Raw genomic sequence first — 17,396 nt, forward strand, 5'->3', positions numbered from 1 at the left:
CCACGGCCAGAGGGGTACCTGCGGCGGGGTACGACGCACGCGCACTCCCGGAGGTACCCGCCATGGGCAAGCTGGGCGACATGATGAACAAGGCCAAGCAGATGGCCAAGGGCCACCCCGACCAGGCCGACAAGGGCGTGTCGGGCGCCGAGCGCATGGTCGACAAGCGGACGGGCGACAAGTACGACGCCAAGACCGACAAGGCCGCCGACGCGGTACGGCGTTCCTACCGGGACGGCGGCGGTACGCCCGAGCGCTGACCCCTGCGAACGTTTCCCGTCCCCGGTGCGCCGGGGACGGGAAACGCCTGGTCAGCCGCGGGCTGCGGCCCGGCCGACGACGTAGCTGAACACACCCGCCCCGACCCGCGCCACCCGCACCCGCACCGCGTGTGCGGGTTCCGTGCGCAGGCAGACGCGCAGGCCGTCCCCCGCGGGACACGCCCGCAGGTCGCGCAGGCTGCCCGCCGGCCCGGCAGGGTGCTCGCCGTCCGGTCCGGCCAGGGCCTTCCACGCGGCCTCCTTGGCGGAGAACAGCTCCGTCACCGACCAGGCCGCGCCCGCACCGAGCGGCGTCTCCGCGTCATCGAGCAGCGCCTCCTCGTCCGCGCGCAGCACCAGGCGGGCCGCGCCGCGCGGGAGGGGCCGCAGCTCCAGATCGCAGCCGAGCGGCAGGTCCCGGCCCGGGGCGCGGGCCACGGCGACGGCGATCCCGGTGCTGTGCGAGATCGACGCCGCCCGGCCCGGCGGGAACACCGGCAGCCGCCCCGCCCGGGGGATCTCCCCGCACTCCAGCCCCACCGCGCGCAGCGCCCGCCGGGCAGCGCGCCGGCCGGCCAGGAACTCCATGCGGCGCTTCGGCGGCATGGACGCCGCGGCGGCCTCCTCGGCGGGCCCGGGCGGTTCCGGACACGGCTCCGAGACGGCCGCGACGCCCAGCCCGAGCCCGGCGGCGGCCAGCAGCGGATACAGCGCGGCCAGGTGACCCTCCGGACCCTCCGCCGCCCACGCGGGCTCCCGACCGCCCTGGACCGGCCACGCCTCCGTAGTCGCCGGCCGGGGCCGCGCGGGGCGCCCGGTCATCGCCGCCCGCCGTACGCGCTCACACTCGCAGCAGCTTCTTGACGATCTTCCCGGCGGGGTTGCGCGGCACCTGTTCGATGAACTCCACCCGCCGCGGACGCTTGTACGGCGCGAGCAGGCCCGCTACATGCCCGAGCAGCGCGCCCGCGCCCGGTTCCGCTCCCGGCTCCAGGGCGACGTACGCCAGCGGCACCTCGCCGTAGTCCTCGTCGGGCATCCCGACGACCGCCGCGTCCCGGACCGCCGGGTGGGTCATCAAGGCGCGCTCGATCTCCGAGGGGTAGACGTTCTGGCCCGCCCGGATGATGACGTCCTTGGTGCGGTCCACCAGGCTGATGCGGCCCTCGTCGTCCACGAAGCCGAGGTCACCGGTCCTGGTCCAGCCGTCGAGGGTGATCTCGCGGGTGGCCTCCGGGTCGTTCCAGTAGCCCTGCATCACGCCCGGCCCGCGCACCACGATCTCGCCGATCTCGCCGCGCGGCAGCTCCCGGCCGCCCTCGTCCACCGCGCGGGCGGACATGCCCGGGACGACCCGCCCGCACGGAATGCGGGCGGTGACGTCCCCGGGGGCGGGGTGCTCGTCGGGGCCGAGCGTGACGAACGGGCCGCCCACCTCGGTCATGCCGTACACCTGCCGGAAGCCGCAGCCGAGCCGCTGGACCGCGTCGGCGTAGACGTCGAGCGGCATGGGCGCGGCGCCGTACAGGATCTCCCGCAGGGAGGACAGGTCGGTGCGGTCGGACGCCTTGGCCTGGAGCATGAAGCGCAGCATCTGCGGCACCAGCCACATGTGCGTGGCGCGGTGCCGCTCCACCGCGGACAGTGCCCGCTGCGGGGTGAAGCCGGGCATCAGCACGACCGTGGCGCCGGCCGCCAGGTAGGTCAGGGAGACGACCATGCTGCCGTGGTAGAGCGGGCAGCAGTTGACCATGACGATGTCGTCGGTGGGGCGGGCCATCACCAGCCAGCCGAGGGCGATGGCGCGGAACGACCCGCTGTCGACGGTGACCCCCTTGGCCTGCCCGGTGGTCGCCGAGGTGTGCAGCACGGCGATCGGGTCGGTGTCGGCGACGTGCGGCAGCTCCCGCCCGTCGGCCAGGGTGCCCAGCTCCGTGAAGGCGGGCTTGTCCAGGGCCAGTCTGATCCGCACCGGTGCCGGCAGCTCCGGGTGCCGGTCCAGCAGCTCCGACTCACCGATGACGGCCACCGCGCCGACGCGTTCGACGATCCCGGCGACCTCCGGCTCGGCGAGGCTGTGGTTCAGCGGCACGAAGAGCGCGCCGAGCCGGGCCAGCGCGAAGTAGCTCTCCAGGACCTCGATCCGGTCCTTGGAGAGCACGGCCACCCGGTCACCCCGTTCGATGCCCAACTCGGCGAGGCCGCGCGCCAGTTCCACCGTGCGGTCGTGGAGCTGGGCCCACGTGACGCTGCGTTCCTCGTCGACCAGGGCGGTCCGCTCGGGCCAGCACTGGCGGCCGCGCTCCAGCAGCTGCGTCAGCCACATCACGCACCGCCGCTCGCACCGGCGACCGTGCGCTCGGCCACGAAGCGCTCGTAGTCGGCGATCGTGCGCAGCCCCTCCATGTCCTCGGCGGTGATCTCCACGCCGAGCCGCTGCTCGACGAGCAGCACGAGGCGCACCAGATCCCCGGAGTCGATGCCGCTGGCGGCCAGGTCGACGTCGTCGCCGACCTGGCCGGCGTATTCGGCCGTGCCGGTGAGTTCGACCAGCAACTCCCTGATGGTGCTCATGGTTTCCCCTTTCGCCTCGGCGTGTCGGCCGCCGCGCGGTGTACGACTGTCACCCCCTGAAGAGGCGGGCGCGGCCGGGTCCCACTCCCCGGTCCGGCCCGTGAGCTTTGTCACCCGCCCGAACCTCGCGCGGCGGGGATAGCCGGGCCGCGCACCCGGCCTCTTACCGCAACGAAGCCACCCGCTCCGCCCGGCCCTGCGCGGGCGGTCCCGAGCCGAAGGAGTGATGCGCGTGCCCAGGCAGCCGGTACGGGTCCGGACCCCGGGGCGGTGCCCCGAGCACGGCACCGCCGCGGCGGCCCCCGGAAATCCGGGCGGTGCCCGGTGACCGCGCGGACCGCCGTGGACGAGGGCGACCTGCTCGCGCACTTCGACGCGCTCGTCGCCGCCGGTGAGACGATCGAACCGCGCGACTGGATGCCCGACGGATACCGCCGCATGCTGGTCCGCCAGATCGCCCAGCACGCCCACTCCGAGATCATCGGCATGCAGCCGGAGGGCGCCTGGCTCACCCGCGCCCCGTCCCTGCACCGCAAGTCGGTCCTCATCGCCAAGGTCCAGGACGAGGCCGGCCACGGCCTGTACCTGTACTCGGCCGCCGAGACACTCGGCGTGGACCGTGCCGACCTGCTGGACGCCCTGCACCGCGGACAGCAGCACGCCTCCGCCACCTTCAACCACCCCGCGCTCACCTGGGCGGACACCGGGGCCGTCGCGTGGCTGACGGACGGCGCCGCCGTCATCAACCAGGCGCCCCTGTGCCGCACGTCCTACGGGCCGTACGCCCGGGCGATGCGCCGCGTCTGCCAGGAGGAAGCGTTCCACGTCCGGCAGGGCTACGACCTGATGCGCGCCCTGTGCGAGGGGACACCGGAGCAGAAGGAGATGGCGCAGGACGCGGTGAACCGCTGGTGGCTGCCGGCCGTGGCACTGATGTTCGGGCCGCCCGACACCGAGGCGGGCGGCGCCGACGCGCGGACCGCCGCACTGGGCGCCTCCGTCTCCCGCCGGGCGATGGCGTGGGGCATCAAGCGCCACACCAACGACGAACTGCGGCAGCGTTTCGTCGACCAGTGCGTCCCGCAGGCCGAACGCCTCGGCCTGACGCTGCCCGACCCGGCGATCCGCTGGAACGAGGGGCGCGGCCACTACGACTTCACCCCGATCGACTGGGACACCTACCGCGAGGCACTGGGCGGCGACACCCACTGTGCGCGGCAGCGCATCGCGCACCGCCGGGCCGCGCACGAGGACGGCGCCTGGGTCCGCGAGGCCGCCGCCGCGTACGCCGCCGCCCGGGACGCGCGGGGAGGAGAGGACGTATGAGCGGGGCACGGGAGGGCGCGCCGGCGTCCTGGGAGGTGTTCGTGCGGGCCCGCCGGGGCCTGGCCCACCAGCACGTGGGGTCGGTGCGCGCGGCCGGCCCGGACGCGGCGCTCGCCGCGGCCCGCGACCTGTACACGCGCCGGGGAGAACCGCTGTCGCTGTGGGTGGTGCGCTCCGACGCCGTGCACACGGCGTCTCCGGACGAACGCGATCCGTACTTCGCGGGCGCCCGCCACAAGCCGTACCGCTACCCCGAGCACTTCGCGCCGCTGACCGAGAAAGGCCCTGAAGGTGAGCACCACGACTGACGTCCCGGCGGTGCGCCCGCGCCCCCTGCCGGGTGAGCCGCCGTCCGCCGCCGGCCCCGACCTGGCCCGGCACCTCCTGCGCCTCGGCGACGACGCCCTCGTCCTCGGACAGCGGCTGTGCCAGTGGATCACCCGCGCGCCGACCATCGACGAGGACCTGGCCCTGTCCAACATCGCCCTCGACCTGATCGGCCACGCCCGCGCCCTGCTCACCCGCGCCGGACGGCTCGACGGAACCGGCCGCACCGAGGACGACCTCGCCTACACCCGCTCGGAACGCGAGTTCACCAACGTGCTCCTGACCGAACTCCCCAACGGGGACTTCGCGGTGACCGTGGCCCGGCAACTCGCCTACACCCACTACGCCGTCCTGTACTACGAGACCCTCGCCGACTGCCCCGACCCCGAACTCGCCGCGTTCGGGGCCCGCGCCGCCAAGGAGGTCGCCTTCCACCGGCTGCACGCCGACCGCTGGACGGTGACGCTGGGACGCGGCACCGAGGAGAGCGCCCGCCGTATGCGGGACGGCCTGGAACGGGTGTGGCCGTACACCGGCGAACTCTTCGAGGAGGACGAGGCGCTGCGCCGCCTGGCCGCGTCCGGCACGGTGCCCTCACCGGCACCCCTGCGCGAGACGTGGCTCGGGCGCGTCACCGGTGTCGTCACCGAGGCCGGGCTCACCGTTCCCGCCCCCACCTGGTCGGCCACGGGAGGCCGGTCGGGGCTGCACACCGAGGAGTTCGGCCCGCTGATCGCCGAACTGCAGTCGGTGAGGCGGCAGTTCCCTGGGGGCACCTGGTGAGTGGGCTCGTACCGGACACGTCCCGCCGCTCCCCCCAGGAGGTGCGCGAGCGGGTGGCGGCGCTCCCGGACCCGGAACTGCCGGTGATCCGCCTCGGCGACCTCGGCGTGGTGGGCTCCGTCGCCCCGGGCGCCGACGGCGTGCTGGAGGTGGAGATCACGCCCACCTACCTGGGCTGCCCCGCGCTGCCCGAGATCACCGCCGCGGTACGGGACGTCCTGGCCGCCTGCGGCCACCCCGAGGGACGCGTCCGGCAGGTCCTCGCGCCGCCCTGGACGACGGACCGCATCACCCCCGAGGGGCGGCGCACACTCGCCGCCCACGGCATCGCCCCGCCCGTCTCCCCGGCCCCCGGCGGCCCCGGCCCGGTCCCCGTCGGTCTCGGTGAGGTGCCCTGCCCGCACTGCGGCTCACGGGCCACCCGGCCGCACAGCCCCTTCGGGCCCTCCCGCTGCCAGTCGGTGCTGTGGTGCACGGCGTGCCGCGAGCCCTTCCCCCACCTGACCGCGCTGTGAGGCCCCCTGTGAACACCGCCACCCCGCCCGCCGCCTCCCGGGAAGCGCCGGCCGGCCCGGCCCCGCGCACGGGCCTCCACCCGCTCCGCGTCACCGAGGTCCGCCACCTGACCGCCGACACGGTGGCCGTCACTCTGGACGTGCCCGCCGCCCTGCGCGCCGTCTTCGCCCACCGTCCCGGCCAGCACGTCGTCGTCATGCACCGCCACGGCGACGGCGCACTGCGCCGCGGCTATTCGGTCTGCCCGCCCCCGCACGCCCCCGAGTCGCTCCGCCTGGTGATCAAGCGGGGCGGCCCCGACGGCTTCGGCGCCCACGCCACCACCCGCCTCGCCCCCGGCGACCACCTCGAACTCTCCCCGCCCACCGGCGCCTTCGCCCTGCCCGAGCTGCCCGGCGCCCATCACGTCCTCCTCGCGGGCGGCACCGGCATCACTCCCCTGGCCCCGATGGCCGCCCACGCGCTGCGCCGGGACCCGGCCTGCCGTGTCACCCTCGTCCACTCGGTCCGCACCTCCGCCGACGCCGTGCTGGCCGATGAACTGGCCGAGCTGAAGGACGAGTTCGTCGACCGCCTCACCGTCCTGTACGTGCTGACCCGCGAGGACCCGGGGAGCGAGGGCGGCCCGCTCGCGCGGCGGCTCGACGCGACCGGGATGCGCCGCCTGCTGGCGGCCGTGGACGCCCGTCCCGGCCCGGACACCACGTACGCCCTGTGCGGACCCCCCGGCCTCGTCGACACCGCACGGCGGGTCCTGGCCGAGGACGGAGCCGATCCGGCGCTCGTCCGCTGGGAGCTGTTCACGACCGGTGGGACGGCGCAGCGGCCATCGGAACCCGGCGGGACGGCACCGCCACCACCGGAGCCGGCCGGACTCGCACCCCGGACGGGGCAGGCCCGGGTCACCGCCCTGCTCGACGGGCGCCGCCGCGTCGCCAGCGTCCTGCCGCGGGACACGGCCCTCCTCGACGCGTTGCTGCGCGCCCATCCCGACGTGCCGTACGCCTGCCGCGAGGGCGTGTGCGGCAGTTGCCGCGCGAAGGTCCTGTCGGGACAGGTGACCGCGGACCGCCAGCACGCCCTGGACGAACGGGACCGCGCCGCCGGCTACACGCTCGTGTGCCGGGCCCGGCCGCGCACTCCCGAGATCACCCTCGACTTCGACACCTGACCGCTCCCCCACCCCACCCGCGGGTGCCACCACTCAGCGAAGGAGACCCACGATGACCGCCACCGCCCGCCACGAGGGAAAGACCGCCCTGGTCACCGGAGGCAGCCGGGGCATCGGAAGAGCCATCAGCCGCCGCCTCGCCGGCGAGGGCGCCCTGGTGGCGGTCCACTACGGCCACGACCTGACGGCCGCCGAGCGGACCGTCAAGGAGATCGAGGCCGACGGCGGCCGCGCCTTCCCCGTGCGCGCCGAACTCGGCGTCCCCGGCGACGCCGACACCCTCTGGTCCGCCTTCGACCGGGCCCTGGCCGAGCAGGACGCGCCGGCGGGCCTGGACATCCTCGTCAACAACGCGGGCATCACCGTGCCCCGCCCCCTCGCCGAGGTCACCGAGGCCGACTACGACCGCGTCTTCGCGATCAACACCAAGGCGCCGTTCTTCGTCATCCAGCGCGGCCTGGACCGTCTGCGCGACGGCGGCCGGATCGTCAACATCTCCTCCGTCGCGACCCGCGTCGCCTTCCCGGCGATCGTCTCGTACACCATGACCAAGGCCGCCCTCGACTACCTCACCCTCTCCCTGGCCCAGGAACTGGGCCCCCGGGGCATCACCGTGAACGCCGTCGCACCCGGCTACACCGAGACGGAGATCAACCCCACCCTCGCCGTCCCGGAGATCCGCCGCCGCTACTCCGAGGCCTCCACGTTCGGCCGGCTCGGCGACCCGGTGGACATCGCCGACGTCGTCTCCTTCGTCGCGAGCGACGACGCCCGCTGGGTGACCGGCCAGTGGATCGACGCCTCCGGCGGCGCCCACCTCGGTGTGTGACCCGTACGCACCCCTAGGAGATGCGATGAACGACCGCACGGCCGCTCTCGACGAGCCGGTGACGGACGACGCCCTGACCCGGCCCTTCGCGGGCGCCAGCCCCTACGACACGTACGTGCACGCCTCCGTGCTCAACTCGCTGCAGCACCCCCTCACCGAGGCCCCGGACGAGATGGGTTTCCTCGTCACCACCCAGGTGATGGAACTGTGGTTCACCCTGATCGTGCACGAGTGGCGCACGGCCCGGGTGGCCTTCGCCAAGGACGACCTGCCCGCGGCCATGGACGCCCTGACGCGCGGCCGCCGCGCGCTGACCGCGCTGAACGGCGCCTGGGCGCCCATCGCCGCCCTGACACCCGCCCAGTTCAACGGCTTCCGGGCCGCGTTCGGCCAGGCGTCGGGCTTCCAGTCGGCGATGTACCGGCACATGGAGTTCCTCCTCGGCGACAAGTCCGCCGGGCTGCTGCGCGCCCACCGCGGCGACCCGGCCGTCCATGAGGCGCTCGCCGAGACCTACCGCGAACCGTCCCTGTACGACGAGGTGCTGGCCTACCTCCACCGGCAGGGCCTGCCCGTCCCCCGCCACGTCCGCGAACGGGACGTCACCCGCCCGTACACCGGTGACCCGGGGGTCGTGGAGACGTGGCGGCACGTCTACGCCGGACCACAGCACCACCCCCACGTGGCGCTGGGCGAACTGCTCACCGACATCGCCGAACTCGTCACCCGCTGGCGGTTCGACCACGTCCTGGTGGTCCGCCGCGCCATGGGCGCCAAACCGGGCAGCGCCGGCAGTGCCGGGCTCGCCTGGCTGGAGCAGCGGGCGGCCCGCCCGGTCTTCCCCGAACTGTGGGAGGTGCGCGGTGACGTCTAGGGTCATCTCCGCCTTCGCGGCCGAGGAGGAGCAGCGCGTCCTGAGTCTGAAGCCGGTCCTGGCACCGGTGCACGGCCGCTACGGCGACCACCCCCACCAGTCCTACGACGCCTGGCCGTCCGACGCCCCCGACGCCCCGCTGGTGATCCTGCTGCACGGCGGCTACTGGCGCTACGACCGGATGCACCTGACCCCGTTCGCGGCCTGGCTGTCCCGGCAGGGCTTCGACGTGCTGCTCCCGGGCTTCCGCCGGTCCGGCGGCGCGGGCGGCCACCCCGAGACCTTCGACGACGTCGCGCGCATCGTGGACACCCTGCCCCAGGGGCGGCCGTACGTCCTGGCGGGGCACTGCTCCGGCGGCCACCTGGCGCTGTGGTGCGCCGCCCGAGGGCTGCTGCCGCCGGGCTCGCGCTGGCACACGCGCGCCCTGCCGACGAGCGTGCTCGCCCTCGCGCCGATCACCGACCTCACCGCCACGCGCCGCGACCGCCTCAGCAACGACGCCGCCCTGCAACTCCTCGGCGGCGAGGATCACTTCGCGGAACGCCTGCCCGAGGTCGACCCCCTCACCCTGCTGCGCGACGCCGGGACCACCGGCGTCCCCACCGTGCTGCTGCACGGCGCCGCCGACGAGGAGGTCCCGCTCACCCAGTTCAGCGACTACGCGGCCGTGCACCGGGACCTCAGGACGGTCGTCCTGCCCGGCACCGGCCACTACACCCTCATCGAACCGGAAGCGCCCGGCGCCCGCGCGGTCGCCGACACCCTCCGGGAGATGGCGGCCGCCTTCACCCCTGGGCATTCCGGCCGCGCGGACGAGGAGGCCGCACACCGATGACCACCGCACCGACCACACCGACCACACCGACCGACCGGGGCGACCTGGACGACCTGGGCGACCTGGGCGACTTGGGCGAGCGGGCCGCACAGCTCGACGCCGGCGACCCCCTAGCGCCCCTCCGCGCCCGCTTCCTGCTCTCGCCGGACGTCGTCTACCTCGACGGCAACTCCCTCGGCCCGCTGCCCGCCGCCGTCCCCGCGGCCCTGGACGACGTGGTGCGGCGGCAATGGGGCACCGGCCTCATCGGCTCCTGGAACGCGAACGGCTGGTGGGAGGCGCCCCTGCGGGTGGGGGACGCCATCGGAGCGCTCATCGGGGCCGCGCCCGGCCAGACGGTCGCGGGCGACTCCACCAGCGTTCAGCTGTTCACCGCGCTCGACGCCGCCGCCGCGCTCCGCCCGGACCGTTCGCTGCTGGTCACCGACCCCGGGCACTTCCCCACCGACCGCTACCTGGCCGACGCGGTCGCCCGCCGCCGGGACCTGGAGGTACGGCGGGTGCCCCCGGCGGGCCTCCCGCGCTTCCTCGCCGCCGAGGGCCGCCGGGTCACCGTCGTCAGCTACTCGCCCGTCGATTACCGCACCGGCGAGCTGTACGACATGCGGGCGCTGACCCGGGCCGCCCACGACGCCGGTGCCCTCGCCCTGTGGGACCTGTGCCACGCGGCCGGCGCCCTGCCCCTCGACGTCGACGCCCTCGGCGTGGACCTAGCGGTGGGCTGCGGCTACAAGTTCCTCTCCGGCGGCCCCGGTGCCCCCGCCTTCCTGTACGTGGCGCGGCGCCACCACGCCGCGCTGGAGACGCCGTTGCCCGGCTGGACCGGCCACGCCGACCCGTTCGGCCTGGCCCGGGAGTACACGCCCGCCCCCGGCATCGCCCGCGCCCGCATCGGCACCCCGCCGATCCTGTCGCTGCTCGCCCTCGAAGCTGCCCTCACCGCCTTCGACGGCGCCGACCTGGCCGAAGTCCGCGCCAAGAGCCTGTCCTTGACGGGGTTCTTCCTGGACTGCGCGGACGTACTCCTGACCCCCCTCGGCTTCACCTCCGTCACCCCGGCCGACCCCGCCCGGCGCGGCAGCCAGGTCACCCTGCGCCATCCCCACGCCCGCGGGTTGGCCGTGGCCCTCGCCGAGCACGGCGTGATCGCCGACATGCGCGCACCCGACCTGCTGCGCTTCGGCGTCAACGCCCTCTTCACCAGCCACCGGGACCTGCTCACCGCCGCGCTGCGCCTGCGCGACCTCACCCGGGAAGCCGCCTACGACCCCGAGCCGCCGGCCGTGGGACCGGTGACCTGAGGGAACCGGGCGGTGGGGTCGCTCGCCGGCTCCGGCCGTACGACCGTGATCGCAAGGGCACCGTGCCCTGCGTCCTCGGTCCGCACAGCCTGGTTCACGGAACGGCAGCGCCGGACCATGGCCCGTGGGCCGGCGCGTCACTGCTCGTCGAGGGGTGGCTGCCGGGAGAGGAACTCCTCGAACGCCGCCTTCTGCTTCGGATCCATGAAACCTTGGCGCACATGGCGGGCCTGCTCTTGGAGCCAGTGCGCCTCATCGGGGTCCAGGAGTTCGGCGACCACCACGCCTCCGCGAGCGACCGCCGTGCGCCCTCCCACGCGACGACGAAAAAGCGTGAACGGGCCGAATTGCGCCGGGTGGGCGAGTTCCGGCGTTTCCGTTTCAGCCCTGATCCCGTCCGCAGCCTCGCCCGCCGGGTAGGCGGCGGGAGCCCAATGCTCCCAGAGCGCCAGCGTGGCCGCGGGTACCAGCACGGCGCGCTCCGCCTCTTCACGCCCCTCCCACATGAACGTGACAGTGACGGGCTCGCCGACCGCCTCCGCCAGCCCGAGCACTCTCTCCATCTCGTCGTTGATCGGGTAACCCGCCACCACGTCTATGTGAATTGCCATGGCGCCTGAGGCTACTGGCAACCTCTGACATGCCGGGCCCAGTGCGAGCGCTGCTGGCGCATCGCGTCCTCGTCCGGAGCCACCCACGGAGGGCCGGGCGCCGGTCAGCGGGCGAGGCGTGTGCGCTACATTTTGCCTCTCTTTGACCGCGATCACTCAAGATCACTCACGCTACGGAGTCGGCAACCTCATGAGCGACATCGTCAACGGACTCGGGCGGGCCAGTGCGTACGGCGGCCTGGGACTGGTCCTGCTGGTCCTCGGCATCGTCCTGGTCGACGTGCTGACGCCTGGAAAGCTCGGCCGACAGATCTGGGAAGAGCGCAATCACAACGCCGCCATAGTGCTCAGCTCCGCACTGCTCGGTATCGGTGGCATCGTGTTCACATCTATCTGGACAACCTACGAGGACTTCGGCAAGGGGTTGGTCTCGACCGCGGCGTTCGGGTTGCTTGGTCTGGTGATGATGGCCGTCGCGTTCCTCGTGGTGGACCTGATCACGCCGGGGCGCCTGGGTGCGACGCTGGTCGAGGCGAAGTCTCATCCTGCGGTCTGGGTGACGGCGTCCTGCAACCTCGCTGTTTCCGCCATCATTTCGGCGTCCATCGCCTGAAGCCGCTGTGCCTGCAGGACGGCCCACCACCACACCCGCTGGAACGTGCACAGCAGCCCGCTCGGCCGCGACGGCTTCGGCCGGTTCATCAGCGAGCAGGGCCAGGTGGGCCAGGTGGCGGCTTCGTGCGCAGCAGCGCGGTGCCGGCGATCGCCGAGAACCCGGCAGGCGCGTGCCGGTGCCGTGTGCTTAACCCGTACGGACCAATTTCCCCGCCCGCCGGGGCCTGGACGCATGGCCGGTTCCCCAGCAGAAATACCTCTGTCATGGACGAACCGATCCCAGGCGGCTCGCTGCCGGCTCCGCGGCGTTCGAACGTGTCAGACATCGTGTTCACGGCCGATTTCACCTCGGAGGCGCAATGGGTCGCCGGCCGCTCCTGGGCATATCCCGACGGCGGCCCGGTCAATCCGGGCGACGACAAGCTGGACTACCTGGTGCCCGACGCCGAGTACAGCCGCTCGGGAGTCTTCCGGGCCACTCGGCGCCCGGACGGCAGGTGGAACACGGGGCTGCTCACCACCGAAGGCAGCCCGGAGGAGTTCACCGTCCGGTCGGGAGACATCCTTGAGACTCGCGTACGGCTGCCCCGCGAGATCGGCGCCTGGCCGGCCATCTGGACCTGGCGGGACGGAGACCAGGAGATCGACGTCCTCGAATACCACCCGGACAATCCGGACCTGCTCGAGTTGAGCAACCACGTCCGAGGCGCGACCCGTTACGTCCGGGACGACGCCGTCCGCCCGGGCGCCTGGGTGGACCTGCGCACCGAGTTCGGACGCCGCTCGGTGATCTGGTGGCTGAACGGCGAGCACGTGTTCGCGGACGAACGTGGCGTCGGGCGGTCCTGGCACGCCTACCTCATCGTCAGCCTCTCGATCTGCGCGGGGCGCTATCACCCGCCGCCTGCGCCCGAGACGACCGAGATGTCGTTCGAGGTCAGCTCTCTGGTCGTACGGCGGCAGTCCGTAACCGGCCCCGTGCACGGCGCGGCGGCCGCCGTCCGGGATCCCCGGTCGGCGACCCCGACAGGAGACGGCAGCCGATCTCCTGAACGTCATGGAGAGGGGCCCCCTCGATGAGTACGCGTACTCAGCACAAGCACCCCGATCCGTGGCGAGACGTGCGGCAACGCCTCGACCCGACGGGCCCGCACACCCGTGCCGCCCGTCTCCGCAGAGGCTCACGCGACGGACGGCCGCCCGGCTTCGACGAAGAGCGGTACAGGACACAGGACACCGTCGAACGAGCCGTCAACCGGCTCACGGACACCCGAGCCGTTGCCACGCGTCACGGCAGGCGCGGCTACGTCCGCCTCGGCACCGCAACCGCCGCAGCTCTCGTCACCCGGCTCCGCATGTGACCGCCCGGACAGGTCCTGACCGGTCCGGGCCCGCGGGCTGTTCGGGGCGTGGCTGCTACAGCTCGAACTCCAGGTGCTCGATGTCGGTGAAGCGGACCTCCTCCAGGGAGCCGGCCCGGCGGCCGTTGTCCTGGAAGTAGATCTCCTTGAGCCCTTCGGCGGCGATCTGCTGGAGTTGCTGGTCGCCGGCACCGGCCTGCTGGGCGTCGAAGAGGCGGGCGGCGTACTGCGGCGGCAGGGCGACGGTCAGGTGCCGGACACGGGCGTCGTCGGTCGTGCCGACGGGTGCGGTGTAGCCGATCCGGGCCTGGGTGTCGATGACGATGCCGCCGGTGGTGGCCGCCCTCTGCCGGGCCCTGGCCCGGATCTGCGGCTGCCACCGCTTCTTCACCTCGCGCTCCAGGCGCGCGGCGAGGTCGGGGCGCGGCTTCTTGATCTGGTCCTTGACATACCGCTCGACGGTGCGCTGGGAGATGCGCAGCGTCTGGGCGACCGCCTTCGTGGTCTTGAGCTGTTTGACCAGGTAGCGCATCTGCGCGGGCGCGGTCTTGGGCGCCGGGCGGGTGAACGCCCTTTGCACCGCGGCTTCCAGGCCGTCCCCGAACACGCTCATCGTCGCCTTCTCCTACTCTCCGTTGTCGACGTCGGTGACGGTGCCGTCCTTGATGTAGCGGGCGAGGTTGAGTTCCGGGGCGTTGAACCGCTCGCGGATCTCTTCGCCCCACAGGACGGTCTGGGTGCCCTCGTGCTTGACCAGGCCTGGGTTGACGCCGAGCTTGAAGCCTCCGGGCAGCGGCTTGCCGTCCCGGTAGGGCAGGACTTCCAGCGGCGTTGTGCCGTTGGTCGCGTAGACGACGCAGTCGGAGAGGATCGCGATGGGGTACTGGCCGGTGAACGCGGCGTGCTTGACGATCTTGCGATGGAGGTTGATCCGTGTGCGGGAGATGACCGCCGCGCGGATGTCCGGCCGCCATGTCGGGCGGGACAGCGCCCGCCACGGCCGGCCCGGCCGCCAGCCCTCCCCGCGTGGGCGCTCGCGCAGCTTGCCGATGCCGCCCTTGACCGTGGCCTTGATCGCCGAGACGACGATCGCCAGCTCGGGGTCCCGGTCCTTGTAGCCGCCCATCGCCGCCAGGAAGTCGGCCGGCGCCATGTCCACGTGCACGCCGAGGTCGGCCATCGTGGCGAGGTAGGCGTCGCGGAGCCGGTTGTACCAGCCGTCCAGATAGCGGCCGTTGTCGTAGCGGACGTAGGCCTCCATCGGGCGCACCTCGTAGCCCAGCTCCGCCGCGTACGCGACCGTCGGCGTCGCGTACCAGGCCGGGCCCTCGGGGCGCTCGCCCGTGGGCGTGAACGGGCTCGGCAGCAGGGAGCCGTCCAGCTCCCTCCACTCCTTGCCGACCTTCATCCGGGACAGGTCGACGTGCGAGAGGTCGACCAGCCAGCTCCCCGGGAGTTTCGGGTCGAATACCGGGTCCTTGACGTGGGTGGGTGCGCCGAGGCCGACGATGAGGCCGTTGGCGCCGGCGGCGAAGGCCATGTTGACGTCGATGCCGACCAGGTGCCGCAGGGTGCACTCGGCGTCCGTCATCGGCCGCGCCCAGTCGTACGCCTCCTCGAACAGCTTTTCCGCGGGGCCGCGGACGTGGAAGCGGGGCAGGTCCGCCAGGAGCGGGTGTCCGTCGGGTGCCTCGCACGGGGCGCAGTCCACCGGGTCCTTGCCCAGCGAGCCGGGGTTGTGCTCGGAGTGCCGCTTCCCCGTCTCATCGGGCTCGGAGGCGCGGGTCGGCGGGTGGAGCGCAGTCAGCAGTTCCAGGCCGGTGACGGCGGTGGAGCCGCGCGGCGTCATCACCCGGGACGCGTACACGCCCAGGATGCGGGCGAGGTCCGCCGGTGGAAGCTGGGCGGCATTGCCCCAGTGGCGGGAGTCGAGCGCGTGCCAGGACGGGATGCACACCTGCACGCACGAGCGCTCCGAGCCCTGTGCCGGGCGGTAGATCCGCGCCCACGGCCCGAACCCGCGCTTCGTGAGCTGCCAGCCCGCCCGGGTCAGTTGCCTGATGAGCTTGTGACTCTCCGGGATACGCCCGGCGAGCCGCTCCTCGTCCGTCAGGGCGACCGGCAGGCCGTAGCGCCTCAGCGCGGCCTCGGTGAGTACGAGCAGCGGGTCGGCGTCCTTGCCCGGCCCGGACAGCCTCGGCTGCCCGAGCTTCGCCTCGCTGAGCGTCCACTCCACCAGGGCCGGGATGCTCTTGGCGGGAACGTCCAGGACCAGGCCGCCGGTGCAGTACGCCAGCACCTGCCCGTCCGCGTCGACGTCGACGACCGCGAGCGGTCCGTTCACGAAGCGCGGGTCGGTGCCGACCGCCGGGGTGCCGGCCGGGGCCGCCTTCCGCGCGGCCGGGCGTCGCGACGTCGGCGCCGGCCGGGCGGTGCGCGCCGGGTGCGACGCGGCCGCCGGGGCGGGAACGGTGGCGGGGCGGGACTCGGTGTTCTCGGCAGTGGTCGTGGCCGCAGCGCCGGAGGCCTGCGCCGTGAACGATGTCCGCGATTCCGGAGCCGGGGCTGCCGGGCCGGTGAACGTGCCCGGCGCCGCCGTGTCCTCGTCCGGGGCGGCGGTGTCGGAGGGGGCGGGGAAGCGCGCGGCGAGGCCCTCCAGGAGTCGGGCATACGCGGCACGCTTCGGCGGCCGCGGCTCGCTTCGGCCGGCTTCCCAGTTCCCGACTGACTCGCGCCGGGCCTGCAGGGCCTTCGCGATCTGGTCCTGGCTCAGTCCGGCAGCCTCCCGGAGCCGCTTCCGCTCGGCGGGCGCCGGCAGGGGGTCCTGGGCGACGCACTCAAGCAGCGCGTCGACCGCGCTGAAGAGGGCCTGTTCATCGTTGGGCACACGATCACCTCACCGCCATCCTATCTCAACCGCTCGTCGATTCCTCGTGGTTTCAACACAGATTGCTCATTCCTGTCAGGTTGGCCCTGGTCTGGCAGTCGGCGCGTCGGGCCTCCGGGACGAGCCCCTGTTTCGTCCACTCCTCTGCTTCGTCCCTTCCTCGTACGGCGGCGGTCCGGCGGCGTCGCGCCGTGCACGGTGGTGGTCGGTGGCGTGACCGGAGGCGGAGCGGCAGGCGCGGCCGACGCCCGCGTCGCAAGCGGGACGCTCCACGTGCCCGTACCCGGCGCGGACCCGGTCGGACAATTCCCTGAGCGGAACCGACCGTCGCTCTCGGGCCAGTCGCTCGGACGGGCCGGACCGTTCCCCTGCCCTAGGCCGTCGGCGTCAGGCGTCCACCGTGTCCCGGACCTGCCGGAGCCAGGAGGCGCAGTCGGGTGAGCTCAGCAGGTCGGAGTGGCCGCCCGGGAAGGTGCGCCGGGTGAAAGGCCCGGTCGTGGTGTGCTGCCACGTGGCGATCGTGTCGTCCGTGGTCAGCGGGTCCTCGGTGCCGCGTGCCGCGAGGACGGGGCAGTGCAGGGCGGGCACGGCGGCGGGGGTGAACTGGCGCAGCAGGCGCAGGTCCTGGGCCGTGGTCTCGGCGACGACGGCACGCCATTCGTCCGACGGGGCGCCGGCCAGGACGCCGGGGTCGGCCCGGTCGAGGTAGGCCGCCGCCTCCGCCGGGTCGGCGGCGGCCCGCTCCGGCACCCGCAGCCGGCCGGGTCCGGCGGCGCCCACCGCGACCAGCGCGGCGACCTCGACGCCGGCCTCGCCCAGCCGGGCCGCGGTGGCGTGGGCGACGTACGCGCCGTAGCTGTGCCCGAACAGCAGCGGGCGGCCGGTGATGCGGCGGGTGATCTGTTCGGTGCAAGCCCGCACCACCGCGTCGAAGGAGGCGGCCGGGGTGCCGAAGTCGCGGCCGGGCCGGCCCGGATAGCGCACCGGCCAGGAGGAGCGGCCCAGCGCCTGGGTGAGCGGGCGGAACTCGGTTCCGAAGGAACCGGCACCGGGGAAGAAGACGGTGGTGGTCTCGGCGTCGTTCATGCCGGTCTCCTCGGGTCCGTGTTCGTCGCCTGTCTGT

19 protein-coding genes are annotated in these 17,396 nt (G+C 73.6%); 12 read left to right on the forward strand and 7 right to left on the reverse strand.

Annotation, left to right across the window (positions count from 1 at the left end; all coding sequences use genetic code 11):
* Positions 1 to 83 precede the first annotated feature (83 nt).
* Positions 84 to 260 (forward strand): antitoxin, encoded by a 177-nt coding sequence (locus VE614_RS04850; protein ID WP_414719521.1) that lies wholly within the window; start codon positions 84 to 86, stop codon positions 258 to 260.
* Positions 261 to 311: 51 nt separating this feature from the next.
* Here the strand turns inward: VE614_RS04850 and VE614_RS04855 are convergent, their stop codons facing one another.
* Genes VE614_RS04855 through VE614_RS04865 form a run of 3 tightly spaced genes read right to left on the reverse strand, consistent with a single transcriptional unit; the run spans position 312 to position 2,834 of the window.
* Positions 312 to 1,082 carry an enterobactin synthetase gene (locus VE614_RS04855; protein WP_324932518.1) on the reverse strand — a complete coding sequence of 257 codons (771 nt, stop codon included), beginning with the start codon at positions 1,080 to 1,082 and terminating at the stop codon, positions 312 to 314.
* A 19-nt stretch (positions 1,083 to 1,101) separates the two neighbouring features.
* On the reverse strand, positions 1,102 to 2,586 hold the full coding sequence (locus tag VE614_RS04860) for a class I adenylate-forming enzyme family protein (protein WP_324932521.1): 1,485 nt from the start codon (positions 2,584 to 2,586) through the stop codon (positions 1,102 to 1,104).
* On the reverse strand, positions 2,586 to 2,834 hold the full coding sequence (locus tag VE614_RS04865; protein ID WP_324932523.1) for an acyl carrier protein: 249 nt from the start codon (positions 2,832 to 2,834) through the stop codon (positions 2,586 to 2,588). The genes VE614_RS04860 and VE614_RS04865 overlap by 1 nt, the downstream gene beginning before the upstream one ends.
* Positions 2,835 to 3,158: 324 nt before the next feature.
* Here VE614_RS04865 and paaA point away from each other — a divergent pair, with 324 nt between their 5' ends.
* From paaA to VE614_RS04910, 9 genes are read left to right on the forward strand one after another with little or no spacing between them, the layout of a single operon-like run.
* Positions 3,159 to 4,160, forward strand: coding sequence for a 1,2-phenylacetyl-CoA epoxidase subunit PaaA (gene paaA, locus VE614_RS04870; protein ID WP_324932526.1), 1,002 nt, complete (start codon positions 3,159 to 3,161; stop codon positions 4,158 to 4,160).
* Complete coding sequence (paaB, locus tag VE614_RS04875) at positions 4,157 to 4,468, forward strand: 1,2-phenylacetyl-CoA epoxidase subunit PaaB (RefSeq protein WP_324932529.1); 312 nt, start codon at positions 4,157 to 4,159, stop codon at positions 4,466 to 4,468. Before paaA ends, paaB begins: the two co-directional genes overlap by 4 nt.
* Positions 4,469 to 4,478: 10 nt before the next feature.
* A complete protein-coding gene (gene paaC, locus VE614_RS04880) occupies positions 4,479 to 5,270 on the forward strand; it encodes a 1,2-phenylacetyl-CoA epoxidase subunit PaaC (protein ID WP_414719522.1) in 792 nt (263 codons plus the stop codon).
* Positions 5,267 to 5,785 carry a 1,2-phenylacetyl-CoA epoxidase subunit PaaD gene (gene paaD / locus VE614_RS04885; RefSeq protein WP_324932532.1) on the forward strand — a complete coding sequence of 173 codons (519 nt, stop codon included), beginning with the start codon at positions 5,267 to 5,269 and terminating at the stop codon, positions 5,783 to 5,785. Before paaC ends, paaD begins: the two co-directional genes overlap by 4 nt.
* Positions 5,786 to 5,793: 8 nt before the next feature.
* Entirely contained in the window at positions 5,794 to 6,957 is a 1,164-nt protein-coding gene (locus tag VE614_RS04890) for a ferredoxin--NADP reductase (RefSeq protein ID WP_324932535.1), read from the forward strand.
* A gap of 52 nt (positions 6,958 to 7,009) precedes the next feature.
* A complete protein-coding gene (locus VE614_RS04895; RefSeq protein ID WP_324932538.1) occupies positions 7,010 to 7,786 on the forward strand; it encodes an SDR family oxidoreductase in 777 nt (258 codons plus the stop codon).
* A 25-nt stretch (positions 7,787 to 7,811) separates the two neighbouring features.
* Complete coding sequence (locus tag VE614_RS04900; RefSeq protein ID WP_324932541.1) at positions 7,812 to 8,660, forward strand: tryptophan 2,3-dioxygenase; 849 nt, start codon at positions 7,812 to 7,814, stop codon at positions 8,658 to 8,660.
* Complete coding sequence (locus VE614_RS04905; RefSeq protein WP_324932544.1) at positions 8,650 to 9,498, forward strand: alpha/beta hydrolase family protein; 849 nt, start codon at positions 8,650 to 8,652, stop codon at positions 9,496 to 9,498. The genes VE614_RS04900 and VE614_RS04905 overlap by 11 nt, the downstream gene beginning before the upstream one ends.
* The gene (locus VE614_RS04910) at positions 9,495 to 10,799 is read left to right on the forward strand and encodes a kynureninase (protein WP_414719513.1); all 1,305 of its coding nucleotides are present in this window, start codon (positions 9,495 to 9,497) and stop codon (positions 10,797 to 10,799) included. Before VE614_RS04905 ends, VE614_RS04910 begins: the two co-directional genes overlap by 4 nt.
* 137 nt (positions 10,800 to 10,936) lie before the next feature.
* On the opposite strand, the gene VE614_RS04915 is transcribed toward VE614_RS04910, so the two are convergent.
* Complete coding sequence (locus VE614_RS04915) at positions 10,937 to 11,410, reverse strand: hypothetical protein (RefSeq protein ID WP_324932547.1); 474 nt, start codon at positions 11,408 to 11,410, stop codon at positions 10,937 to 10,939.
* Between the two features lie 190 nt (positions 11,411 to 11,600).
* On the opposite strand from VE614_RS04915, the gene VE614_RS04920 reads away from it, so the two are divergent.
* Together VE614_RS04920 and VE614_RS04925 are read left to right on the forward strand one after the other, a co-directional pair.
* A complete protein-coding gene (locus tag VE614_RS04920; RefSeq protein ID WP_324932550.1) occupies positions 11,601 to 12,023 on the forward strand; it encodes a DUF350 domain-containing protein in 423 nt (140 codons plus the stop codon).
* A 266-nt stretch (positions 12,024 to 12,289) separates the two neighbouring features.
* Positions 12,290 to 13,105, forward strand: coding sequence for a beta-glucanase (locus VE614_RS04925; protein ID WP_324932552.1), 816 nt, complete (start codon positions 12,290 to 12,292; stop codon positions 13,103 to 13,105).
* Positions 13,106 to 13,441: 336 nt separating this feature from the next.
* Here the strand turns inward: VE614_RS04925 and tpg are convergent, their stop codons facing one another.
* The 3 genes from tpg to VE614_RS04940 all read right to left on the reverse strand — a co-directional run bounded on the left by tpg (position 13,442) and on the right by VE614_RS04940 (position 17,359).
* A complete protein-coding gene (gene tpg, locus VE614_RS04930) occupies positions 13,442 to 13,999 on the reverse strand; it encodes a telomere-protecting terminal protein Tpg (protein WP_324932555.1) in 558 nt (185 codons plus the stop codon).
* Between the two features lie 12 nt (positions 14,000 to 14,011).
* Positions 14,012 to 16,273, reverse strand: coding sequence for a telomere-associated protein Tap (gene tap, locus VE614_RS04935; RefSeq protein ID WP_324932558.1), 2,262 nt, complete (start codon positions 16,271 to 16,273; stop codon positions 14,012 to 14,014).
* A 387-nt stretch (positions 16,274 to 16,660) separates the two neighbouring features.
* Complete coding sequence (locus VE614_RS04940) at positions 16,661 to 17,359, reverse strand: thioesterase II family protein (protein WP_324932561.1); 699 nt, start codon at positions 17,357 to 17,359, stop codon at positions 16,661 to 16,663.
* Between the last annotated feature and the right edge of the window lie 37 nt (positions 17,360 to 17,396).

This window comes from Streptomyces sp. (assembly GCF_035645055.1).
Lineage (GTDB): Bacteria > Actinomycetota > Actinomycetes > Streptomycetales > Streptomycetaceae > Streptomyces.

Bases quoted from the DNA above. Each gene is read 5' to 3' on its own strand.
- VE614_RS04850 (WP_414719521.1), top strand. From the start codon at position 84: ATGAACAAGGCCAAGCAGATGGCCAAGGGCCACCCCGACCAGGCCGAC.
- VE614_RS04855 (WP_324932518.1), bottom strand. From the start codon at position 1,082: ATGACCGGGCGCCCCGCGCGGCCCCGGCCGGCGACTACGGAGGCGTGG.
- VE614_RS04860 (WP_324932521.1), bottom strand. From the start codon at position 2,586: ATGTGGCTGACGCAGCTGCTGGAGCGCGGCCGCCAGTGCTGGCCCGAG.
- VE614_RS04865 (WP_324932523.1), bottom strand. From the start codon at position 2,834: ATGAGCACCATCAGGGAGTTGCTGGTCGAACTCACCGGCACGGCCGAA.
- paaB (WP_324932529.1), top strand. From the start codon at position 4,157: ATGAGCGGGGCACGGGAGGGCGCGCCGGCGTCCTGGGAGGTGTTCGTG.
- VE614_RS04895 (WP_324932538.1), top strand. From the start codon at position 7,010: ATGACCGCCACCGCCCGCCACGAGGGAAAGACCGCCCTGGTCACCGGA.
- VE614_RS04900 (WP_324932541.1), top strand. From the start codon at position 7,812: ATGAACGACCGCACGGCCGCTCTCGACGAGCCGGTGACGGACGACGCC.
- VE614_RS04910 (WP_414719513.1), top strand. From the start codon at position 9,495: ATGACCACCGCACCGACCACACCGACCACACCGACCGACCGGGGCGAC.
- VE614_RS04915 (WP_324932547.1), bottom strand. From the start codon at position 11,410: ATGGCAATTCACATAGACGTGGTGGCGGGTTACCCGATCAACGACGAG.
- VE614_RS04920 (WP_324932550.1), top strand. From the start codon at position 11,601: ATGAGCGACATCGTCAACGGACTCGGGCGGGCCAGTGCGTACGGCGGC.
- VE614_RS04925 (WP_324932552.1), top strand. From the start codon at position 12,290: ATGGACGAACCGATCCCAGGCGGCTCGCTGCCGGCTCCGCGGCGTTCG.
- tpg (WP_324932555.1), bottom strand. From the start codon at position 13,999: ATGAGCGTGTTCGGGGACGGCCTGGAAGCCGCGGTGCAAAGGGCGTTC.
- VE614_RS04940 (WP_324932561.1), bottom strand. From the start codon at position 17,359: ATGAACGACGCCGAGACCACCACCGTCTTCTTCCCCGGTGCCGGTTCC.